We start from the raw sequence: 17,940 nt of genomic DNA, 5'->3' as shown, positions 1-17,940 counted from the left end.
AGGCTGCTGGGTATGAGGCCGAATAAATGCGACACGCTTTAGGAGTATCGTCCATGATTTGGTGTCCACCTGTTTTGGTGGACACTTCATGCATCAGAGCACTGTGCTTCAGAAGGTGCACAGAAATTCGCGCTTACGATTTCATGATGGCTCATCCGATTCTGATCAACCGGCCCATCGTCGAAACGCCGCGCGGCACCAGGCTTTGCCGTCCGTCTGAGCTGGTTCTGCCGCTTCTGGAAAACCCGGTCGCATCATTCACCAAAGAAGACGGCGAGCAGGTTAAATCTGAGGGCAAATCACGCTGACGAACTCGCGATCAGACATCATTTTTCCTAGATAATCGGAAGTATGATCCAATAGAAAAGGCGCTGTAAAACAGCGCCTTATCGTAATTCACTTATAAACTGGATTATATTCATTCTCAGAACGGAATTTCGTCGTCCAGATCGCGCGAGAAGCCACCGCTGCTGCCACCCTGATTGGATGGGCCAGACGAGCCGAAATCACCGCCGCCACCGGAATAATCAGACATCTGGTTACGGTTGCCGCCACCGCCGCCGAACGAACGGCCTTCACCGCCGCCTTCACCACGGCTATCGAGCATCTGCAGCTCACCACGGAACTTCTGCAGCACGATTTCCGTCGAATAACGGTCATTGCCGTTCTGATCCTGCCATTTGCGGGTCTGGAGCGCGCCTTCGATGTAAACCTTGGCGCCCTTCTTCAGATATTGTTCCGCAACCTTGGCGAGGTTTTCATTGAAGATGACAACGCTGTGCCATTCGGTGCGGTCCTTGCGTTCGCCGCTCTGGCGATCGCGCCAGCTTTCCGACGTTGCAATGCGCAGATTGGCAACCACGTCGCCGGAATTCAGACGACGAATTTCCGGATCGGCACCAAGATTGCCGACCAGAATGACTTTATTGACGCTACCAGCCATCGAAAATTACTCCGGGTCTTGCATGCACACTCTTTCCGCACTGCTTCGCGCGGACAAGAGGCACTTTTCAAATGAAAGATCAGGCGCAACAATGCGCCATCACCAGAAACTCATATGTTCACCTTACAGGACTGGCTCAAAGCGCGCTCAATCCGGGCCGGTGAATTCTTCAATGTCCACAGAGTTTATGTTCTTGTTTTGTTCAAAATGCAACCTTCCGACATTAAAAAGCCTTGCGTACGCCATAAATTTCAGTGGGTTTTTGCACCGTTTACCGCGCTGATAATGCAGTTTGCCTCATTTCAGGGGCTGAAACGGCATCTGCCTTAATTTCAAAACAGCCTTGCCGACAACCTTCATAAAGCAATAGCTGCCTGCGCTTGGCAAACGGGATCAGCTTCCAAGGAAAAGCCCTGCCGCTCACTGTATCTTTGGCGCGCAGGGCTTGGGGTTTGAGCAATGCTCATGTGTCGACATTAATTCGTCGGCAGGTCTTTTCGGATCGCAAAGGCGCACGGCCATTTGCATTCCGCGCAAATTCAAATTGTCGGCAATCACACTTTCGATCAACGAGGCATCATTCCTTGCGAAAAGATGCTGCCGCAACCGAAACGGATTGTGCTTTCATCTCTGTGAAAGCTAGGCACTGTAGTCAGGTGGACTCATGCTCCTTTACCTCCCTACTGGGTCTCCCCGCCTCCTGCGGACCTCTTGCCGATGCCGTGTCATCCCACCGCGGCACCTCTCCGCTATCAGCGAGTAAGGGTAGTCTGCTCCTGTCAGGAGTGACAGTCAACGCTCTTGCGTTCACATTTCGTATCGCCTATCAGAAGGCTGGTTGTTCGATATTTGTTCTAATGATAAGAGTGCACCGATGAATGACCGGAGCCCCCTTCTTATTGGAGGGTTTCACCCCATATTAGACACCGGCGCGACGTATTTTACCATTCGGCGCCCGTTATCCATGGCATCATGAGCAGGCAGGACGCGGAATGAGCGATCAGAAATTCATTTCCATACGTGGCGCGCGCGAACACAATCTGAAAAATGTCGATCTCGATCTGCCTCGCGACAAGCTGATCGTGATGACGGGGCTTTCCGGCTCGGGCAAATCCTCGCTTGCCTTTGATACGATCTATGCGGAAGGCCAGCGCCGTTATGTCGAAAGTCTTTCGGCCTATGCGCGCCAGTTCCTCGAAATGATGCAAAAGCCGGATGTCGACCAGATCGACGGCCTCTCTCCTGCTATTTCCATCGAGCAGAAGACGACGAGCCGCAATCCGCGTTCGACGGTCGGCACCGTCACCGAAATCTACGACTATATGCGCCTGCTCTTTGCGCGCGTAGGCGTGCCCTATTCGCCTGCAACCGGCCTTCCCATCGAGAGCCAGACCGTCAGTCAGATGGTTGATCGGGTCATGGCGCTGGAAGAAGGCACGCGCCTTTATATCCTCGCGCCCATCGTTCGTGGCCGCAAGGGCGAGTACAAGAAGGAGCTGGCAGAGCTTCAGAAGAAGGGCTTTCAGCGCGTCAAGGTGGACGGCACCTTCTATGAAATCGCCGATGTTCCGGCGCTGGACAAGAAGTACAAGCACGACATCGATGTTGTGGTGGACCGCGTTGTAGTGCGCCCTGACCTGTCAACCCGCCTCGCCGACAGTCTTGAAACCTGCCTCAAGCTTGCCGAAGGTCTGGCCGTTGCCGAGTTTGCCGACAAGCCACTGCCGCCGGAAGAAACGGCTGAAGGTGGTGCTGCCAACAAGTCGGCCAACGAAACGCATGAGCGCATTCTGTTTTCGGAAAAGTTTGCCTGCCCGGTTTCCGGTTTCACCATTCCAGAAATCGAACCGCGCCTGTTCTCGTTCAACAACCCGTTCGGCGCCTGCCCGACCTGTGATGGTCTCGGCACGCAGCAGGCCATTGATCCGAACCTGATCGTTCCCGACGAAACGGCAGTGTTGAGGGACGGCGCGATTGCCCCATGGGCGCGGTCCTCGTCGCCCTATTACAATCAGACGCTGGAAGCGCTTGGCAAAGCCTATGGCTTCAAGATCGGTGCGCGCTGGGTTGATCTTTCGGAAGAAGCCCAGCAGGCCATTCTCTATGGCACCAAGGGCAAGGAAATCACCTTCCAGTATGATGACGGCCTGCGTTCCTACCAGACGACGAAGCCTTTTGAGGGCGTGATCCCCAATCTGGAACGCCGCTGGAAGGAAACCGATTCCGCCTGGTCGCGCGAAGATATTGAGCGCTTCATGGCCTCGACTCCCTGCCCTTCCTGTAACGGCTACCGCCTGAAGCCGGAAGCGCTTGCGGTCAAGGTGGGCATGAAGCATGTCGGCGAGATCACGGAAATGTCGATCCGCAAGGCCGACGCCTGGTTCCGCGACATCGATAGCAGCTTTAACGACAAGCAGCGCGAGATTGCCGCCCGCATCCTCAAGGAAATCCGGGAGCGCCTGCAGTTCCTCAACGATGTCGGCCTCGACTATCTGACGCTGGCGCGCAATTCCGGCACGCTGTCGGGCGGTGAAAGCCAGCGTATCCGTCTTGCCTCGCAGATCGGCTCTGGCCTGACCGGCGTGCTTTACGTACTGGATGAACCATCCATCGGCCTGCATCAGCGTGATAATGCGCGTCTCCTCGACACGCTGCGCCATCTGCGCGATCTCGGCAACACGGTCATCGTGGTCGAACATGACGAAGATGCGATCTTGACTGCCGACTATGTGGTCGATATCGGCCCTGCGGCAGGTGTCCATGGCGGCAAGATCATCGCTCAAGGGTCGCCGCAGGACGTGATGTCCAATGCGAACTCGCTGACCGGCAAATATCTGTCAGGCGCGATGGAAGTTGCCGTTCCGGCGGAACGCCGCAAGATTTCAAAGTCCAAGCGCATCAAGGTCGTCGGCGCGCGCGGCAACAATCTGAAAAATGTCTCGGCGGATATTCCGCTTGGAACCTTTACCGCTGTCACCGGCGTTTCAGGCGGCGGCAAGTCCACCTTTCTGATTGAAACCCTGTTCAAGGCCGCTTCGCGCCGCATCATGGGTTCACGTGAGCATCCGGCTGAGCATGACCGTATTGAGGGACTGGAGTTCCTCGACAAGGTGATCGATATCGACCAGTCGCCGATTGGTCGTACGCCTCGTTCCAACCCGGCAACCTATACGGGCGCCTTCACGCCGATCCGCGACTGGTTTGCGGGTCTGCCGGAAGCCAAGGCGCGCGGTTATCAGGCGGGCCGCTTCTCGTTCAATGTGAAGGGCGGACGCTGCGAGGCTTGCCAGGGCGATGGCGTCATCAAGATCGAGATGCACTTCCTGCCGGATGTCTATGTGACTTGTGATGTCTGTCACGGCAAACGCTACAACCGCGAAACGCTGGAAGTCCTGTTCAAGGGCAAGTCCATCGCCGATGTGCTGGATATGACAGTCGAGGAAGGCGCGGAGTTTTTCTCAGCCGTGCCTGCGGTGCGCGACAAGATGGAAACGCTCGTTAAGGTGGGTCTCGGCTATATCAAGGTCGGCCAGCAGGCGACGACGCTTTCGGGTGGTGAAGCGCAGCGCGTGAAGCTTGCCAAGGAACTGTCACGCCGCGCAACGGGCCGCACGCTCTATATTCTGGACGAACCGACAACCGGCCTGCACTTCCACGATGTGGCGAAGCTGCTCGAAGTGCTGCACGAGTTGGTGGAACAGGGCAACACGGTCGTAGTGATCGAGCATAATCTTGAAGTCATCAAGACTGCCGACTGGGTCATTGACCTTGGACCGGAAGGTGGCGATGGCGGCGGCGAGATTGTTGCCGTGGGCCGTCCGGAAGACATCGTGCAGGAGAAACGCTCCTACACCGGCCACTTCCTCAAGGAACTGCTGGAACGCCGCCCCAAGCGCAGTTCAGAGGCTGCTGAATAAGCGGCAGGCAAAGAGAGTTATTGGAAGCCGGGCCCAGTGCCCGGCTTTTTTGCGGATACTCCTCTGTCTGAGCGGGCAAGGACCTGAGAATAAAAACGTTAGTCGCTTTAACGGCCAGCGCGGTCGCATCATGCCCTGAGGCAATATACGACTTTCTAATACTCCGGGTCTGTTCCCGATCTCGAATTTATACGCCGGGACTCATAGCTTGTTCACGCCCGGCAAGACTGCGTTCTGAATGGCTTCTGCGACATATGCGAGGTTCGTTTGCAGTCGGAGGTTCGGGTAACGGAGATCCAGAACAATGGCTTATGACGAACTCAGAACCAGATTGCGCGGAGTAACAACCGCTCTTGTTACCCCATTTGAAAACGGAGAAGTGGCGCACAAGGCTTTCGCCGAGTTGGTGGAGTGGCAGATTGGAGAAGGCATCCATGCTCTTTCTCCCTGTGGCACGACCGGGGAGGCCCCAACTCTCAATACGGCGGAAAAGATCAGCCTCATCAAAACCTGTGTTGACGTCTCTGCAGGACGTGTACCCATTGTTGCGGGAACAGGCACCAACGATACTGTATCGACAATTGCATTGACGAGCGCTGCAGCTGCCTGCGGTGCTGACGCCGCCCTGATTGTGACGCCATACTATAACTGTCCGTCTCAGGAAGGCTTGTATCGCCACTTCGAAGCCGTGGCTCGCAATGTTCAGATACCAATCATCCTTTATAATGTCCCGAAGCGAACCGGCGTCGATCTTTCTCTGGAAACTATCGAACGGCTGAGTGAACTCCCGACCGTCATTGGTATCAAGGACGCGACTGGTGAACTCGACCGGCCCAAACGCATCGTTCGTCGTATAGACGATCGGCTGATACAACTATCAGGACATGACGCGACCGCCGTTTCCTTCAATCTTGAGCGGGGAGACGGAATGATTTCAGTCATATCGAATGTGCTTCCAGCAACCACTGTCGAACTTTACGAAGCCTGTAAGCGAGCCGATGCCTGCGCTGCCAGAACGCTCGGCTTCAAATTGAAGCCTCTTCTGACTGCCATGGAACAGGATACCAATCCCGTTCCGGTGAAGTACGCCTTGCACCATCGGCGCGGTCTCTCGCCAGATGTACGGCTGCCGTTGGTTGGCGTCAGCGAAGAAACCGCCAGCGCCATTCGTCGGGCCTGTGCTGTCATTGACCATGTGGAAGAAACACCCTCGGCGCTCATAGCGCAGCATCAGCAAGCGGTACTTTCCATCACACTGGCGGCGCGCTGAAACACCGCCAGCCTAGCCCCCCAGCAATTGAAACATTCGTGTAACCATCAGAAGTGAGGTTTCGATCATGTACGGAAAATTGGGCCTGTTTTTACACCTAAGCAAAGCAAAGCGTACGCATGCAGGGTCCCGGAACATCAGTTCAGCCATTACCGAGGAAGAATTGCGCCAGGACATCAGCATACTGCTCCGCTTGATGACCGTGATTGGAGCCGGCGTTCTGGTGACGTTCCTCATCATGCAACTTACACAGTGAATGCGGTTGCGTCTCTGGATGGAGCACTCGCTATGACCACAAAAAACCAGAGAAACGCCGCCGTTCCACTGCCGCGCTTTATCGTCGACAAGGAAGCCGCACGGCGCTGGGTCGTCTATGACCGGCTGGGACTTGTCGGGGGACTTTTCACAGATCGCGTATCAGCACTGCGTTTTGTGAAGTCCATTTGTGATACGCGGCCTGCTGCTACCTACAGACTTTCTCGTAAAGGCACATTGTGCACCGATATGATCTTCGGGAAGCGCACTTCCCTGCTGAAGATCGTCCGCTAGTCCATTGAGCCGCCAATGGTGTCATTTGGCGGTGTAATCTCGCAAGATCAGCCGAGCATTCTTTCACTCATGAAAAACCCGGATATATTTTTCGACTGGCTGTTACCATTGGCAGCCGTTTTCGCACTGGCCAGAATCCTGACGGATATTTTTGGTTCTTAGAAACCAACATCCAGTTGCAAGCACTCATTCACGCTTACTACACTTACGAAAAAAGCCCGGCAATGCCGGGCCTTCTCGACAGCCATTCGCGATCATGCCGCGATGGCTGGAAATTTAACGTCACGATCCGTTCGAAGAGCTTTCACTCTCCAGATCATGATTAGCCGTTTACGGCGTCCTTCAGGCCCTTGCCAGCCGAGAACTTCGGCACATTGCGAGCCGGAATAGCAACTTCCTTGCCGGTCGATGGGTTACGGCCGGTCGAGGCAGCGCGATGCGAAACGGAGAAAACGCCGAAGCCAGGCAGACGGACTTCTTCACCAGCCTTCAGGGCGCCGGTAACAGCGGCGAGTACGGCGTCAACTGCAGTACCGGCATCAGCCTTCGTCAAACCGCCCTTTTCCGCAACTGCGGCAACCAATTCGTTCTTGTTCATTGGCATTTCCTTTCTTTATCTACCGGAACGGATAACGTGACCGGATTGGTCGGAGTTTATTCAAATCGTTTCACAAACCAAGCCTGTCAACGTGAAAAACCCCCGGAAAACCGGGGTTAAACACAGAAATGCCGGGCAAATTGCCCGGCATTTCAATTGTTGGTCCTGATAGACGCCTTCCAGCGGGGCAATCTGACTGAAACAGAATCGCCCGCTGGACGTTCATTTCGGTGCATTACCTGTAAGCAAACCGCTTCGCACGTTTGCCGGAAATGCCTTAATGAGCGGTCGTGGCCCCTGCTTCTTCCTCGACCGAAGGCACGGTCGCCGGGGTTGCCGGCTCGGTCCATTCAATCGGCTCAGGTTCGCGAACCAGAGCATGCTTGAGGACTTCACCCACGCGAGACACCGGAACGATCTCAAGACTGTTCTTCACATTGTCCGGAATATCCGCCAGATCCTTGGCGTTTTCTTCCGGGATCAGAACCTTCTTGATGCCGCCGCGCAGAGCTGCGAGGAGCTTTTCCTTCAGGCCGCCGATTGGCAGGACACGACCGCGCAAGGTAACCTCACCCGTCATTGCGATGTCCTTGCGAACCGGAATGCCGGTCAGCACGGATACGATCGCCGTGACCATGGCGATACCGGCGGACGGACCGTCCTTCGGCGTTGCACCCTCCGGCACGTGCACGTGGATGTCGCGCTTGTCGAACAACGGAGGTTCGATGCCGAAATCGATGGCGCGCGAGCGGACATAGGAAGCCGCTGCGGAGATCGATTCCTTCATCACGTCGCGGAGGTTACCCGTGACGGTCATGCGGCCCTTACCGGGCATCATGACACCTTCGATGGTCAGCAATTCACCGCCAACTTCCGTCCAGGCAAGACCTGTCACAACGCCAACCTGATCTTCGCCGTCGATCTGACCGAAGCGGAACCGCTCGACACCCAGATAGTCGGAGAGGTTCTTTTCGGTGACTTTCACCGACTTCTTCTTCGACTTCAGGATTTCGGTCACGGCCTTACGTGCCAGAGTCATCAATTCGCGTTCGAGGCTACGCACACCTGCTTCCCGCGTGTAGAGGCGGATAACATTGCGCAGCGCATCGTCCGTGACCGAAAACTCCTTCGGCTGCAGGGCGTGATCCTTGATTGCCTTCGGCAACAGGTGCCGCTTGGCGATCTCGAGCTTTTCATCCTCGGTGTAGCCGGCGATACGGATGACTTCCATACGATCCAGCAATGGACCGGGGATGTTCAGCGTATTTGCCGTCGTCACGAACATGACGTTCGACAGATCATATTCCACCTCAAGGTAGTGATCCATGAAGGTCGAGTTCTGTTCCGGATCCAGCACCTCAAGCATGGCCGATGACGGATCGCCGCGGAAATCCTGGCCCATCTTGTCGATTTCATCGAGCAGGAAGAGCGGGTTGGACTTCTTCGCCTTCTTCATCGACTGGATGACCTTGCCGGGCATCGAACCGATATAGGTGCGGCGGTGACCGCGGATCTCAGCCTCGTCACGCACGCCGCCGAGCGACATACGGACATATTCACGGCCGGTCGCCTTGGCAATCGAACGGGCAAGCGAGGTCTTGCCGACGCCGGGAGGTCCGACGAGGCAGAGGATCGGGCCCTTGATCTTGGTCGAGCGAGCCTGCACCGCGAGATACTCGACAATGCGCTCCTTGACCTTTTCAAGACCAAAGTGATCGTCGCCAAGTACGCCTTCGGCAAAGTTCAGGTCCTGCTTGATCTTCGACTTCTTGCCCCACGGAATGGACAGCAGCCAGTCGAGATAGTTGCGGACGACCGTTGCTTCGGCAGACATCGGGCTCATGCTACGCAGCTTCTTCAGCTCAGCCTGGGCCTTTTCGCGGGCTTCCTTGGAAAGCTTGGTCTTGTTGATGCGTTCTTCGAGTTCAGCCGCTTCATCGCGACCATCCTCGCCATCGCCAAGCTCCTTCTGGATCGCCTTCATCTGCTCGTTGAGATAGTATTCGCGCTGCGTCTTCTCCATCTGGCGCTTGACGCGGCTGCGGATACGCTTCTCAACCTGAAGAACCGAAATTTCGGCTTCCATGAAGGAAAGTGCCTTCTCGAGGCGCTCGCGCACCGAGAGGATCGACAGCATTTCCTGCTTCTCGGGAATCTTGATCGCGAGATGCGAGGCAACCGTGTCGGCAAGCTTCGAATAGTCGTCGATCTGGCTGGCAGCGCCAACCACTTCCGGCGAAATCTTCTTGTTCAGCTTGACGTAGTTTTCGAAGTCGGAAACCACCGAGCGGGCAAGCGCCTCGATCTCGACGGCATCTTCTTCAGGCTCCGGCAAAGCCGCAGCATAGGCCTCGTGATAATCTTCGCGGTCGGTAAACTTGGAAACCTTGGCGCGCGCCGTGCCTTCGACCAGCACCTTGACGGTGCCGTCCGGCAGCTTCAGGAGCTGCAATACGTTGGCAATCGTGCCGATTTCATAAATCGCGTCCGGTGCCGGATCGTCATCGGCAGCGTTTTTCTGGGTGGCAAGCAGAATCTGCTTGTCCACGCCCATCACTTCCTCCAGCGCGCGAATGGACTTTTCGCGGCCGACAAAAAGCGGAACGATCATATGCGGGAAAACGACAATGTCACGCAACGGCAAAACGGCATAGAGCCCGTCCGAACCGCCCGCTTCAGAACCACCCAATGGGGTCTTCTGTTCAGTACCCGTCATAACTCAAGTCCTTTCTCAGGTCTTTCAACCTGACTGCCACGTCCGCGCCCCCTTTCATCATGAGGCAGGTCACGAATGTGCTTCGTTCCATACTTGGAGAGCCGAACCCGGCAATTCAATAGCCTCGATCGGGACGGCTTTCATAGAATCGTCATCTATCCTGCGCTGTACCGTCATTAAGTACAATATCTAGCTTAGGCTGTAACCCGATTGCTGCGCCTGCAATAGTGACAGGATCAGCCCGGCGCAAGTTTGCACATGAAAAAGGCCGCTTACGCGGCCTTTTTATGGATTAGGTGCCCCCGCTTAAGCGGAAACATTACCCTTTTCATCCTGGCGCTCGGCATAGATATAGAGCGGACGGGCGCTGCCATCCACCACATCGCCGGAAATGACAACTTCCTGCACGCCTTCCAGCGTCGGAAGCTCGAACATCGTGTCGAGCAGGATCTTTTCCATGATCGAACGCAGACCGCGTGCACCCGTCTTGCGCTCGACCGCCTTGTTGGCAATCGCCCGCAGGGCGTCGTCGTGGAAGCTCAGCTCGACACTTTCCATGTCGAACAGGCGCTGATACTGCTTCACGAGCGCATTCTTCGGCTCGGTCAGGATCTGCACCAGAGCATCGACATCGAGGTCTTCGAGCGTCGCGATCACCGGCAGACGACCGACGAATTCCGGAATGAGGCCGAACTTCAGAAGATCTTCCGGCTCCAGTTCCCTGAAGACATCACCGATACGGCGCTCATCGACCGAACGAACGGTAGCGCCGAAGCCGATGGACGTCTTCTCGCCGCGTGCGGAGATGATCTTGTCGAGACCGGCAAATGCGCCGCCGCAGATGAAGAGGATGTTCGTCGTGTCCACCTGCAGGAATTCCTGCTGCGGATGCTTGCGGCCACCCTGCGGTGGCACGGAAGCGACGGTGCCTTCCATGATCTTCAGAAGCGCCTGCTGGACGCCCTCGCCCGACACGTCGCGCGTGATGGACGGGTTATCCGACTTGCGGCTGATCTTGTCGACTTCGTCGATATAGACGATGCCGCGCTGCGCACGTTCCACATTGTAATCGGCGGCCTGAAGCAGCTTCAGGATGATGTTCTCGACATCTTCACCGACATAGCCTGCTTCCGTCAGTGTCGTCGCATCGGCCATGGTGAATGGCACATCGATGATGCGTGCGAGCGTCTGGGCAAGATAGGTCTTGCCGCAACCCGTCGGACCGACGAGAAGAATGTTCGACTTCGCAAGCTCGATATCGCTGCTCTTGGACTGATGGGCGAGACGCTTGTAATGATTGTGTACCGCAACCGACAGAACGCGCTTGGCATCCTTCTGACCGATGACGTAATCGTCAAGGACGGCCATGATTTCCTGCGGCGTAGGCACGCCCTCGCGCGACTTCACCATCGAGGATTTGTTTTCCTCGCGGATGATGTCCATGCAGAGTTCGACGCACTCGTCGCAGATGAAAACGGTCGGGCCTGCAATCAGCTTGCGCACTTCATGCTGGCTTTTGCCGCAGAACGAGCAATAAAGCGTATTCTTGGAATCGCCGCCGCTGTTGCTGACTTTGCTCATCGCAGTTTCCTTTCAATTGACCGAAATGAACCTTGGGCGTTCATATCGATCGTTTCTTCCGGTTCGGACCCAGTGCTGGAGGAGAAACGCGCCTCCCGCCGGTCACAACGGCAGCAGATACGCGCTGCCTGTCATGTAGGGCCTGTAGTCTCAGGATTCCTGTCACCGTATGGCTCCCCGACCGAAGGAGCCATTTGGCGACTTTTGCAGAAGCTGCACCGTCGAACAAATGAAAAATAAGTTCCCGGCAAAGATTCGGCATAATCTGACCAAGTTTAGCGCCCCGAACCCCAATAGATGCTTAACGTGGCGCGTTAACCATCACGTAGTTGCAAGAATTGGGCCCCTTTTGTGGCAAAGGGCGCTAAAAACGGGTGCGAGCCGGAGATTCCGGCTCTTACTTCGATTCGTCCGCGCCCACGTCACGCGATTCAACCACCTTGTCGATAAGGCCGAATTCGAGCGCTTCCTGCGCGGTCATGAAATGGTCGCGGTCGAGCGTGCGTTCGATCGTCTCGTAATCGCGGCCCGTGTGCTTGACGTAGATCTCGTTCAGGCGGCGCTTCATCTTGATGATGTCCTGCGCATGACGTTCGATGTCCGAAGCCTGTCCCTGGAAACCGCCCGATGGCTGGTGAACCATGATGCGGGCATTCGGCAGCGCATAACGCTGGCCTGTCGCACCGGCGGTCAGGAGCAGCGAGCCCATCGAAGCAGCCTGCCCCATGCAAAGCGTGGAAACCGGCGGACGGATGAACTGCATCGTGTCATAGATCGCCATGCCGGAGGTTACGACGCCGCCAGGCGAATTGATGTACATGTTGATCTCTTTCTTCGGGTTTTCTGCCTCGAGAAAGAGAAGCTGTGCGCAAACCAGCATCGACATTCCGTCTTCAACCGGTCCGTTCACGAAGATGATGCGCTCCTTGAGAAGGCGCGAGAAAATATCATAGGCCCGTTCGCCACGGTTGGTCTGCTCAACCACCATCGGGACGAGGTTCATGACGGTTTCGATCGGATCTCTCATTATGGGCCTCTGGATATATTTATGGCGAAGTGAATAGTTCTGAATCGTAAGTGTTCCATACATAGGGCGTTGCGCCCCTGTTCCGCAAGTGGCGTAGCGCTACCTGCCTCACTCCCAATCCGACTCCGGCTTTTCGGGGCGAATGCCGCGCTTCTCGTCCAGCGTTTTGCGGGCCACTTCGGTCAGTCGCGCCTTGATGCGAACGGAGCCATCTTCCAGATTCTCGCGTTCGACGCTGCTGCCATGCTGGTAAATCCAGTCGAGAAGATGGAGCTCGAATGGTGACAGCACAACATCGACCGGGCCGAGCGAGCCCGCTATCCGGGTTTCGATAAGTGAAAGCAACCTGTCAACACCTTCACCGGTAATGGCTGACAGAGGGATCGGGCGCCCCTCCTCACTACCGGCGGCGGCCAGACGCAGGGCGGCTTCGCGCCCGCTTTCGTCAAGGTTGTCGATCTTGTTCCAGATTTCGACGACACGCTTACGGTCCTGCGGCTCGATGCCCAGCCCAGAAAGAATGCTTTCCACGTCTTCCGCCTGCGCGGCATTGTCCGGATCGGAAATGTCGCGGACATGTAGGATCAGATCCGCCTCCACCACTTCTTCAAGGGTGGCGCGGAAGGCAGCGACGAGATGATGCGGCAGGTTCGAAATGAACCCGACCGTATCCGACAGGATAACCGTTTCACCATGCGGAAGGCGAATACGCCGCAATGTCGGATCGAGCGTGGCGAAGAGCATGTCTTCGGCCAACACTTCCGCACCCGTCATGCGGTTGAAAAGCGTAGATTTTCCGGCGTTGGTATAACCGACAAGTGCCACGATCGGATGCGGCACCTTGCGCCGCTTCTGACGATGCAGTGTGCGTGTGCGCACCACCGTTTCAAGCTCGCGCTTGATCTTCAGAATCTTGTCCTGCAGCAAGCGGCGGTCGGCTTCGATCTGGGTTTCACCCGGACCTCCGAGGAAGCCGCCACCACCGCGCTGACGCTCAAGGTGGGTCCAGCTTCTGACCAGACGGCCCTTCTGATAATTCAGATGCGCCAGCTCGACCTGCAAGGCACCTTCCTTGGTGCGCGCGCGTTCACCGAAAATTTCGAGAATGAGCCCGGTGCGGTCGATGACCTTGACGTTCCATTCCTTTTCGAGATTGCGCTGCTGTACCGGTGTCAGTGCGTGATCGACGATGACCAGCCCGATAGCCTTTTCCTTGACGGTTTCGGCGATGGATTCCACCTTTCCCGCGCCAAGCAAGGTCGCAGGCCGTGGATTGGCGACAATCGCAATTTCGGCATGTTCGATGTCGAGATTGATTGCCCGGGCAAGCCCGACGGCTTCCTCCAGGCGCGCCTCGTTCGAGCGCTGAAATTCGGGGCGAGCCCCATCTTCCGCCGACGTGCCCGTATTATATCGCTCCGGCAGGACGGGAACGATGACGGCTGCCCTTGTGGGCTCTGGTTCTGAAAGCTCGAAAGCCTTGTCTGCATCGGCAGATGTCGGCTTTTTATCCTTGAACTTGGACAAATATATTCACTCCGGGACGCGGAACCTATTGTGGATGCATTTGGCTGAGAAAATCAGGTTAATGCACTATCTGCCAATGCAGATAAGTCGCCGCTAAAGCTGTTTCAAATGAAAGACGCCCCGGATTGTTTAAACATGACGAACCGGACAGGCAGAGCGTGTCCGGTTATCATCAGCAGAAACAAAACTGGAGCGAAACGACTTGGAGCATGTCTCCCGAAAGTGGGAACCGGTTTCGGAACAAAGACATGCGTAAAAAAATTATAGAGCATTTCCAATGATTCAATCAAAACAGGAAAAGCTCTAAGTCATCGCGCTCCAGTGGAATTCGCAAAGCGTCAGGCTTCTTCGCCTTCGAACATCTGCACAGGCTGGCTTGGCATGATCGTCGAAATCGCATGCTTGTAGACAAGCTGCGAATGACCGTCACGGCGCAAAAGCACGCAGAAATTATCAAACGACGTTACAATGCCGGTCAGTTTCACGCCATTGATAAGAAAAATCGTCAGGGAAATTTTCTGCTTACGTACAGAATTCAGAAAAAGGTCTTGTAGATTTTGCGATCGTTCAGCCATTGTTTTTATTCCTTTAATCGATCAGCAGCCAGCTCGCGATGTGTTAAACGAACACGCGCATGCACATAAATCAAGCACCGGAGCGTGCAAAACCGGGGCTCGACTGCAATTGCTGTGGAAAGACAACTGCTTCGCTATTTAGCTTCGGTTAACAGGATGGGAATCTTTGCGCAACCGTCAATTTCATTAGTCGCCCGGCAAATTCCGTCAGGCGAGATGGTTTCGTTATCTCAATCGGCCACGACAAGCTCTTCATTTTATAGAGATTCAAGCAGTGGCTGCGTGAAATCTATCGTGCGATCCAAAAACTTCCGGGCCGGAGCGAAACGAGCGTTCCAATCCGGCAGGAGTTTGATGCCCCAATGCGTCAGAAGAACTCCAGACTTACGCGGAACATCTGCTCCACATGCTTTACGGCGTCAGACGTTGCGAAAATGACGACACGATCCTTAGGCTTGATCCGCACATCGCCATTGGGGCGGATCACCTGCCCGTCGCGATAGATTGCCCCGATTCGCAAGCCTTCAGGCAAGTCGAGATCGCGCAGCGGCGCACCGACGAGCGATGACGTTTCCAGCGCCTCGGCTTCGATCAATTCGGCCATGTCGCGATAAACACTATAGACCGCGCGAATGCGGCCCCGGCGCACATGCTGCAGGATTTTCGAGATCGTGACCGCTTTCGGATTGATGTAGGCATCGATCCCCACCATGTGGGTGAAATCCTGATAGGCGACCGTATTGAGCAGGGCCATGTTGGACTTGCAGCCCAGGCGTTTGGCCATGATGCTCGACAGGATATTGACCTGATCCTGATTGGTCAGTGCCACCATCAGGTCGGCATCCTGAATATCGGCTTCCTGCAGGAGATTCTGGTCCAGTGCGCTGCCGTGCAGGACCATGGTGCGCTTCAGCTGATCGGCAATCGCGAACGCACGATCATGCTCGCTCTCGATCATCTTGACGCGCGTATTCCACTTGCGGTCCTCGATGGCCTTGGCCACGTAGAGACCAATATTGCCGCCGCCTGCAATAACGATGCGGCTGGCTTCCGGTTTCTCGTGCCCGAACAAGGCAAGCGTGCGGCGAACCTGCTCGCGCGTTGTCACGACATAGGCCAGATCGCCCGCATTCAGCTCGTCGGATGAGCGCGGGATAAACAGGCTATCATTGCGCACCACGCCAACGACAGTCGCTGCAAGATCGGGAAACAGATCAGTCAGCTGTTTCAGCGGCGTATTGATGACCGGACATTCATCAAGACATTCGATGGCGAGGCCGATGATCTTGTCATCCGCGAAGCGCAACACGTCTGTCGCGCCCTGCAACGCGATGCGCCGCAGAACCACCTCGCCCACTTCCAGCTCAGGCGAAATGATAACATCGATTGGCAGGTTTTCGCGCAGGAACAGGTCCTGATACTCGGCCTTGAGATAGGACTGCGCACGGATGCGGGCAATCTTTGTCGGCACGTTGAAGACCGAGTGCGCCACCTGACAGGCCACCATATTGACCTCGTCGGACAATGTGACGGCGATGATCATATCCGCTTCGTCTGCGCCCGCAGCCGCAAGCACATCGGGCTGCGATCCGTGACCGACAAATCCTCGCACATCAAGTGTGTCGCGCACGATCTCGACATGGCGTGCCGATGTATCGATGACGGAGACGTCGTTCTCTTCGGCGGCAAGCCGCTCAGCGATGCCGTATCCGACTTGCCCTGCTCCGCAAACGATTACCCGCATGACTGCTCCGTCCGAGATAATGAGAGCATTTCCAGCAAAAGTGCGAAGCGGTTTTGCGTAGGATAATGCAACAAAACAGGTATCTAGAGCGTCTCCAGCCTCTCCTCTTTGGCTGGAGCGCCCTAAATGCTTATACGCCCAGAGACTTCAGTTTGCGATGCAGCGCCGAACGCTCCATGCCAACGAACTCCGCCGTGCGTGAAATATTGCCGCCGAACCGGTTGATCTGGGCGATCAGATATTCCTTCTCGAAACGCTCGCGCGCCTCGCGCAACGGAAGCGCCATGATGTGCTGGTCGGATTCCGTTGGTGCGCGTGGCAGGGTGTCGCCGATTTCAGCCGGCAAAAGATCGGCTGTCACTGGCTCTTCTGGATCGTCGCCACGTGCCAGAATCATCAGGCGTTCGACATTGTTGCGCAGTTGGCGAAGATTGCCCGGCCAGCTATGCGCCTGCAGAACCGCCATCGCGTCCGGCCCGATCTTGCGCGGCTTGATGCCAGCCTGTTCGGCAATCTGCTTCATGAAGTAATCGACCAGAGACGGAATATCCTCGCGCCGGGATGCAAGCGGCGGCACCTGCACAGGGACAACCGACAGACGGTGGAACAGGTCTTCGCGGAACGTGCCTTCCGCAATCATGCCTTCGAGGTTCTGTGCCGTCGAGGAGATGATGCGCACATCCACCTTCACGCGCTTGGTGCCGCCAACGCGCTCAAACTGCTGGTCGACAAGCACACGCAGTATCTTGTTTTGCGTCTCGCGCGGCATATCCGCAACTTCATCGAGATAGAGAATACCGCCATGGGCTTCTTCCAGAGCGCCGACCTTGCGTTCGCCGCCGTCCATCTCAGTACCGAAAAGCTCGATCTCCATCCGCTCTGGCGTGATGGTTGCGGCATTAACCGTCACGAACGGACCGCTGGCGCGGCTCGACTGCGCATGGATGGCACGCGCGGCAAGTTCCTTGCCCGCACCCGACGGGCCAGTGATCATGATGCGGCTGTTGGTTGGCGCTACGCGTTCAATGGTCTGGCGCAACTGGTTCAACGCCAGTGATGCACCGATCAATTCCAGATGGTCGCCAGTACGTTTGCGCAAGTTCGAGACTTCGCGCTTCAGCTTTGAGGTTTCAAGCGCCCGTTCCGCAACGAGGATCAGACGATCAGCCTTGAACGGCTTTTCGATGAAATCATAGGCGCCGCGCCGGATGGCAGACACCGCCGTTTCGATGTTGCCGTGACCGGAAATCATCACCACCGGCAGTTCGGGGTGCTGCTTCTTGATTTCATCGAGCAGCGCCAGACCGTCCAGACGGCTGCCCTGCAGCCAGATATCCAGGAAAACCAGCCGGGGAACGCGATCGTTGATCGCCGCGAGCGCGCTGTCCGCATCGAAAGCCGTGCGGGTTTCATGGCCTTCATCGCTCAGAATGCCTGCAACAAGTTCCCGGATATCCGCTTCGTCATCAACTACAAGAATATCGGCAGCCATA

The 17,940-nt window shown here is 56.1% G+C and carries 12 protein-coding genes and 2 pseudogenes; 4 read left to right on the top strand and 10 right to left on the bottom strand.

Annotated elements, in window-relative coordinates:
* Positions 1-119: 119 nt before the first annotated feature.
* Positions 120-308, top strand: a pseudogene (locus tag CES86_RS03695) (ArsC/Spx/MgsR family protein); the annotation flags it as partial.
* A 116-nt stretch (positions 309-424) separates the two neighbouring features.
* Here CES86_RS03695 and ssb read toward each other — a convergent pair.
* Positions 425-943, bottom strand: a complete 519-nt coding sequence (gene ssb, locus CES86_RS03690) for a single-stranded DNA-binding protein (RefSeq protein ID WP_094513745.1) — start codon at positions 941-943, stop codon at positions 425-427.
* 992 nt (positions 944-1,935) lie between these two features.
* Between ssb and uvrA the strand changes: the two genes are divergently transcribed.
* The 3 genes from uvrA to CES86_RS03665 all read left to right on the top strand — a co-directional run bounded on the left by uvrA (position 1,936) and on the right by CES86_RS03665 (position 6,679).
* Positions 1,936-4,860, top strand: a complete 2,925-nt coding sequence (uvrA, locus tag CES86_RS03680) for an excinuclease ABC subunit UvrA (protein ID WP_094513742.1) — start codon at positions 1,936-1,938, stop codon at positions 4,858-4,860.
* A 304-nt stretch (positions 4,861-5,164) separates the two neighbouring features.
* Positions 5,165-6,130 (top strand): 4-hydroxy-tetrahydrodipicolinate synthase, encoded by a 966-nt coding sequence (dapA, locus tag CES86_RS03675; RefSeq protein WP_094513740.1) that lies wholly within the window; start codon positions 5,165-5,167, stop codon positions 6,128-6,130.
* A gap of 288 nt (positions 6,131-6,418) precedes the next feature.
* Positions 6,419-6,679 (top strand): hypothetical protein, encoded by a 261-nt coding sequence (locus CES86_RS03665; protein WP_010660141.1) that lies wholly within the window; start codon positions 6,419-6,421, stop codon positions 6,677-6,679.
* A gap of 322 nt (positions 6,680-7,001) precedes the next feature.
* On the opposite strand, the gene CES86_RS03660 is transcribed toward CES86_RS03665, so the two are convergent.
* The 9 genes and pseudogenes from CES86_RS03660 to ntrX all read right to left on the bottom strand — a co-directional run bounded on the left by CES86_RS03660 (position 7,002) and on the right by ntrX (position 17,939).
* Positions 7,002-7,277, bottom strand: a complete 276-nt coding sequence (locus CES86_RS03660) for an HU family DNA-binding protein (RefSeq protein WP_006470422.1) — start codon at positions 7,275-7,277, stop codon at positions 7,002-7,004.
* A gap of 277 nt (positions 7,278-7,554) precedes the next feature.
* The gene (gene lon / locus CES86_RS03655; protein ID WP_029924884.1) at positions 7,555-9,993 is read right to left on the bottom strand and encodes an endopeptidase La; all 2,439 of its coding nucleotides are present in this window, start codon (positions 9,991-9,993) and stop codon (positions 7,555-7,557) included.
* Between the two features lie 306 nt (positions 9,994-10,299).
* On the bottom strand, positions 10,300-11,574 hold the full coding sequence (gene clpX / locus CES86_RS03650) for an ATP-dependent Clp protease ATP-binding subunit ClpX (protein ID WP_010660143.1): 1,275 nt from the start codon (positions 11,572-11,574) through the stop codon (positions 10,300-10,302).
* Between the two features lie 397 nt (positions 11,575-11,971).
* Entirely contained in the window at positions 11,972-12,601 is a 630-nt protein-coding gene (clpP, locus tag CES86_RS03645) for an ATP-dependent Clp endopeptidase proteolytic subunit ClpP (protein WP_010660144.1), read from the bottom strand.
* Between the two features lie 108 nt (positions 12,602-12,709).
* Entirely contained in the window at positions 12,710-14,128 is a 1,419-nt protein-coding gene (gene hflX, locus CES86_RS03640; protein ID WP_012092092.1) for a GTPase HflX, read from the bottom strand.
* Between the two features lie 338 nt (positions 14,129-14,466).
* Positions 14,467-14,703: an RNA chaperone Hfq gene (gene hfq / locus CES86_RS03635; protein WP_002964239.1), complete on the bottom strand. Its 237-nt coding sequence runs from the start codon at positions 14,701-14,703 to the stop codon at positions 14,467-14,469.
* 5 nt (positions 14,704-14,708) lie between these two features.
* Positions 14,709-14,921: pseudogene (locus CES86_RS03630) on the bottom strand (hypothetical protein).
* 149 nt (positions 14,922-15,070) lie between these two features.
* Positions 15,071-16,447: a Trk system potassium transporter TrkA gene (gene trkA / locus CES86_RS03625; protein WP_010660146.1), complete on the bottom strand. Its 1,377-nt coding sequence runs from the start codon at positions 16,445-16,447 to the stop codon at positions 15,071-15,073.
* Positions 16,448-16,577: 130 nt separating this feature from the next.
* Entirely contained in the window at positions 16,578-17,939 is a 1,362-nt protein-coding gene (gene ntrX, locus CES86_RS03620) for a nitrogen assimilation response regulator NtrX (protein ID WP_010660147.1), read from the bottom strand.
* Position 17,940: the final 1 nt, after the last annotated feature.

Source organism: Brucella lupini (assembly GCF_002252535.1).
Lineage (GTDB): Bacteria > Pseudomonadota > Alphaproteobacteria > Rhizobiales > Rhizobiaceae > Brucella > Brucella anthropi.
This window is presented reverse-complemented; position numbering and strand designations above follow the sequence as displayed.

Excerpts from the sequence above, each read along its gene's own strand:
- ssb (WP_094513745.1), bottom strand. The coding sequence starts at position 943 with ATGGCTGGTAGCGTCAATAAAGTCATTCTGGTCGGCAATCTTGGTGCC.
- uvrA (WP_094513742.1), top strand. The coding sequence starts at position 1,936 with ATGAGCGATCAGAAATTCATTTCCATACGTGGCGCGCGCGAACACAAT.
- dapA (WP_094513740.1), top strand. The coding sequence starts at position 5,165 with ATGGCTTATGACGAACTCAGAACCAGATTGCGCGGAGTAACAACCGCT.
- CES86_RS03665 (WP_010660141.1), top strand. The coding sequence starts at position 6,419 with ATGACCACAAAAAACCAGAGAAACGCCGCCGTTCCACTGCCGCGCTTT.
- CES86_RS03660 (WP_006470422.1), bottom strand. The coding sequence starts at position 7,277 with ATGAACAAGAACGAATTGGTTGCCGCAGTTGCGGAAAAGGGCGGTTTG.
- lon (WP_029924884.1), bottom strand. The coding sequence starts at position 9,993 with ATGACGGGTACTGAACAGAAGACCCCATTGGGTGGTTCTGAAGCGGGC.
- clpX (WP_010660143.1), bottom strand. The coding sequence starts at position 11,574 with ATGAGCAAAGTCAGCAACAGCGGCGGCGATTCCAAGAATACGCTTTAT.
- clpP (WP_010660144.1), bottom strand. The coding sequence starts at position 12,601 with ATGAGAGATCCGATCGAAACCGTCATGAACCTCGTCCCGATGGTGGTT.
- hfq (WP_002964239.1), bottom strand. The coding sequence starts at position 14,703 with ATGGCTGAACGATCGCAAAATCTACAAGACCTTTTTCTGAATTCTGTA.
- trkA (WP_010660146.1), bottom strand. The coding sequence starts at position 16,447 with ATGCGGGTAATCGTTTGCGGAGCAGGGCAAGTCGGATACGGCATCGCT.
- ntrX (WP_010660147.1), bottom strand. The coding sequence starts at position 17,939 with ATGGCTGCCGATATTCTTGTAGTTGATGACGAAGCGGATATCCGGGAA.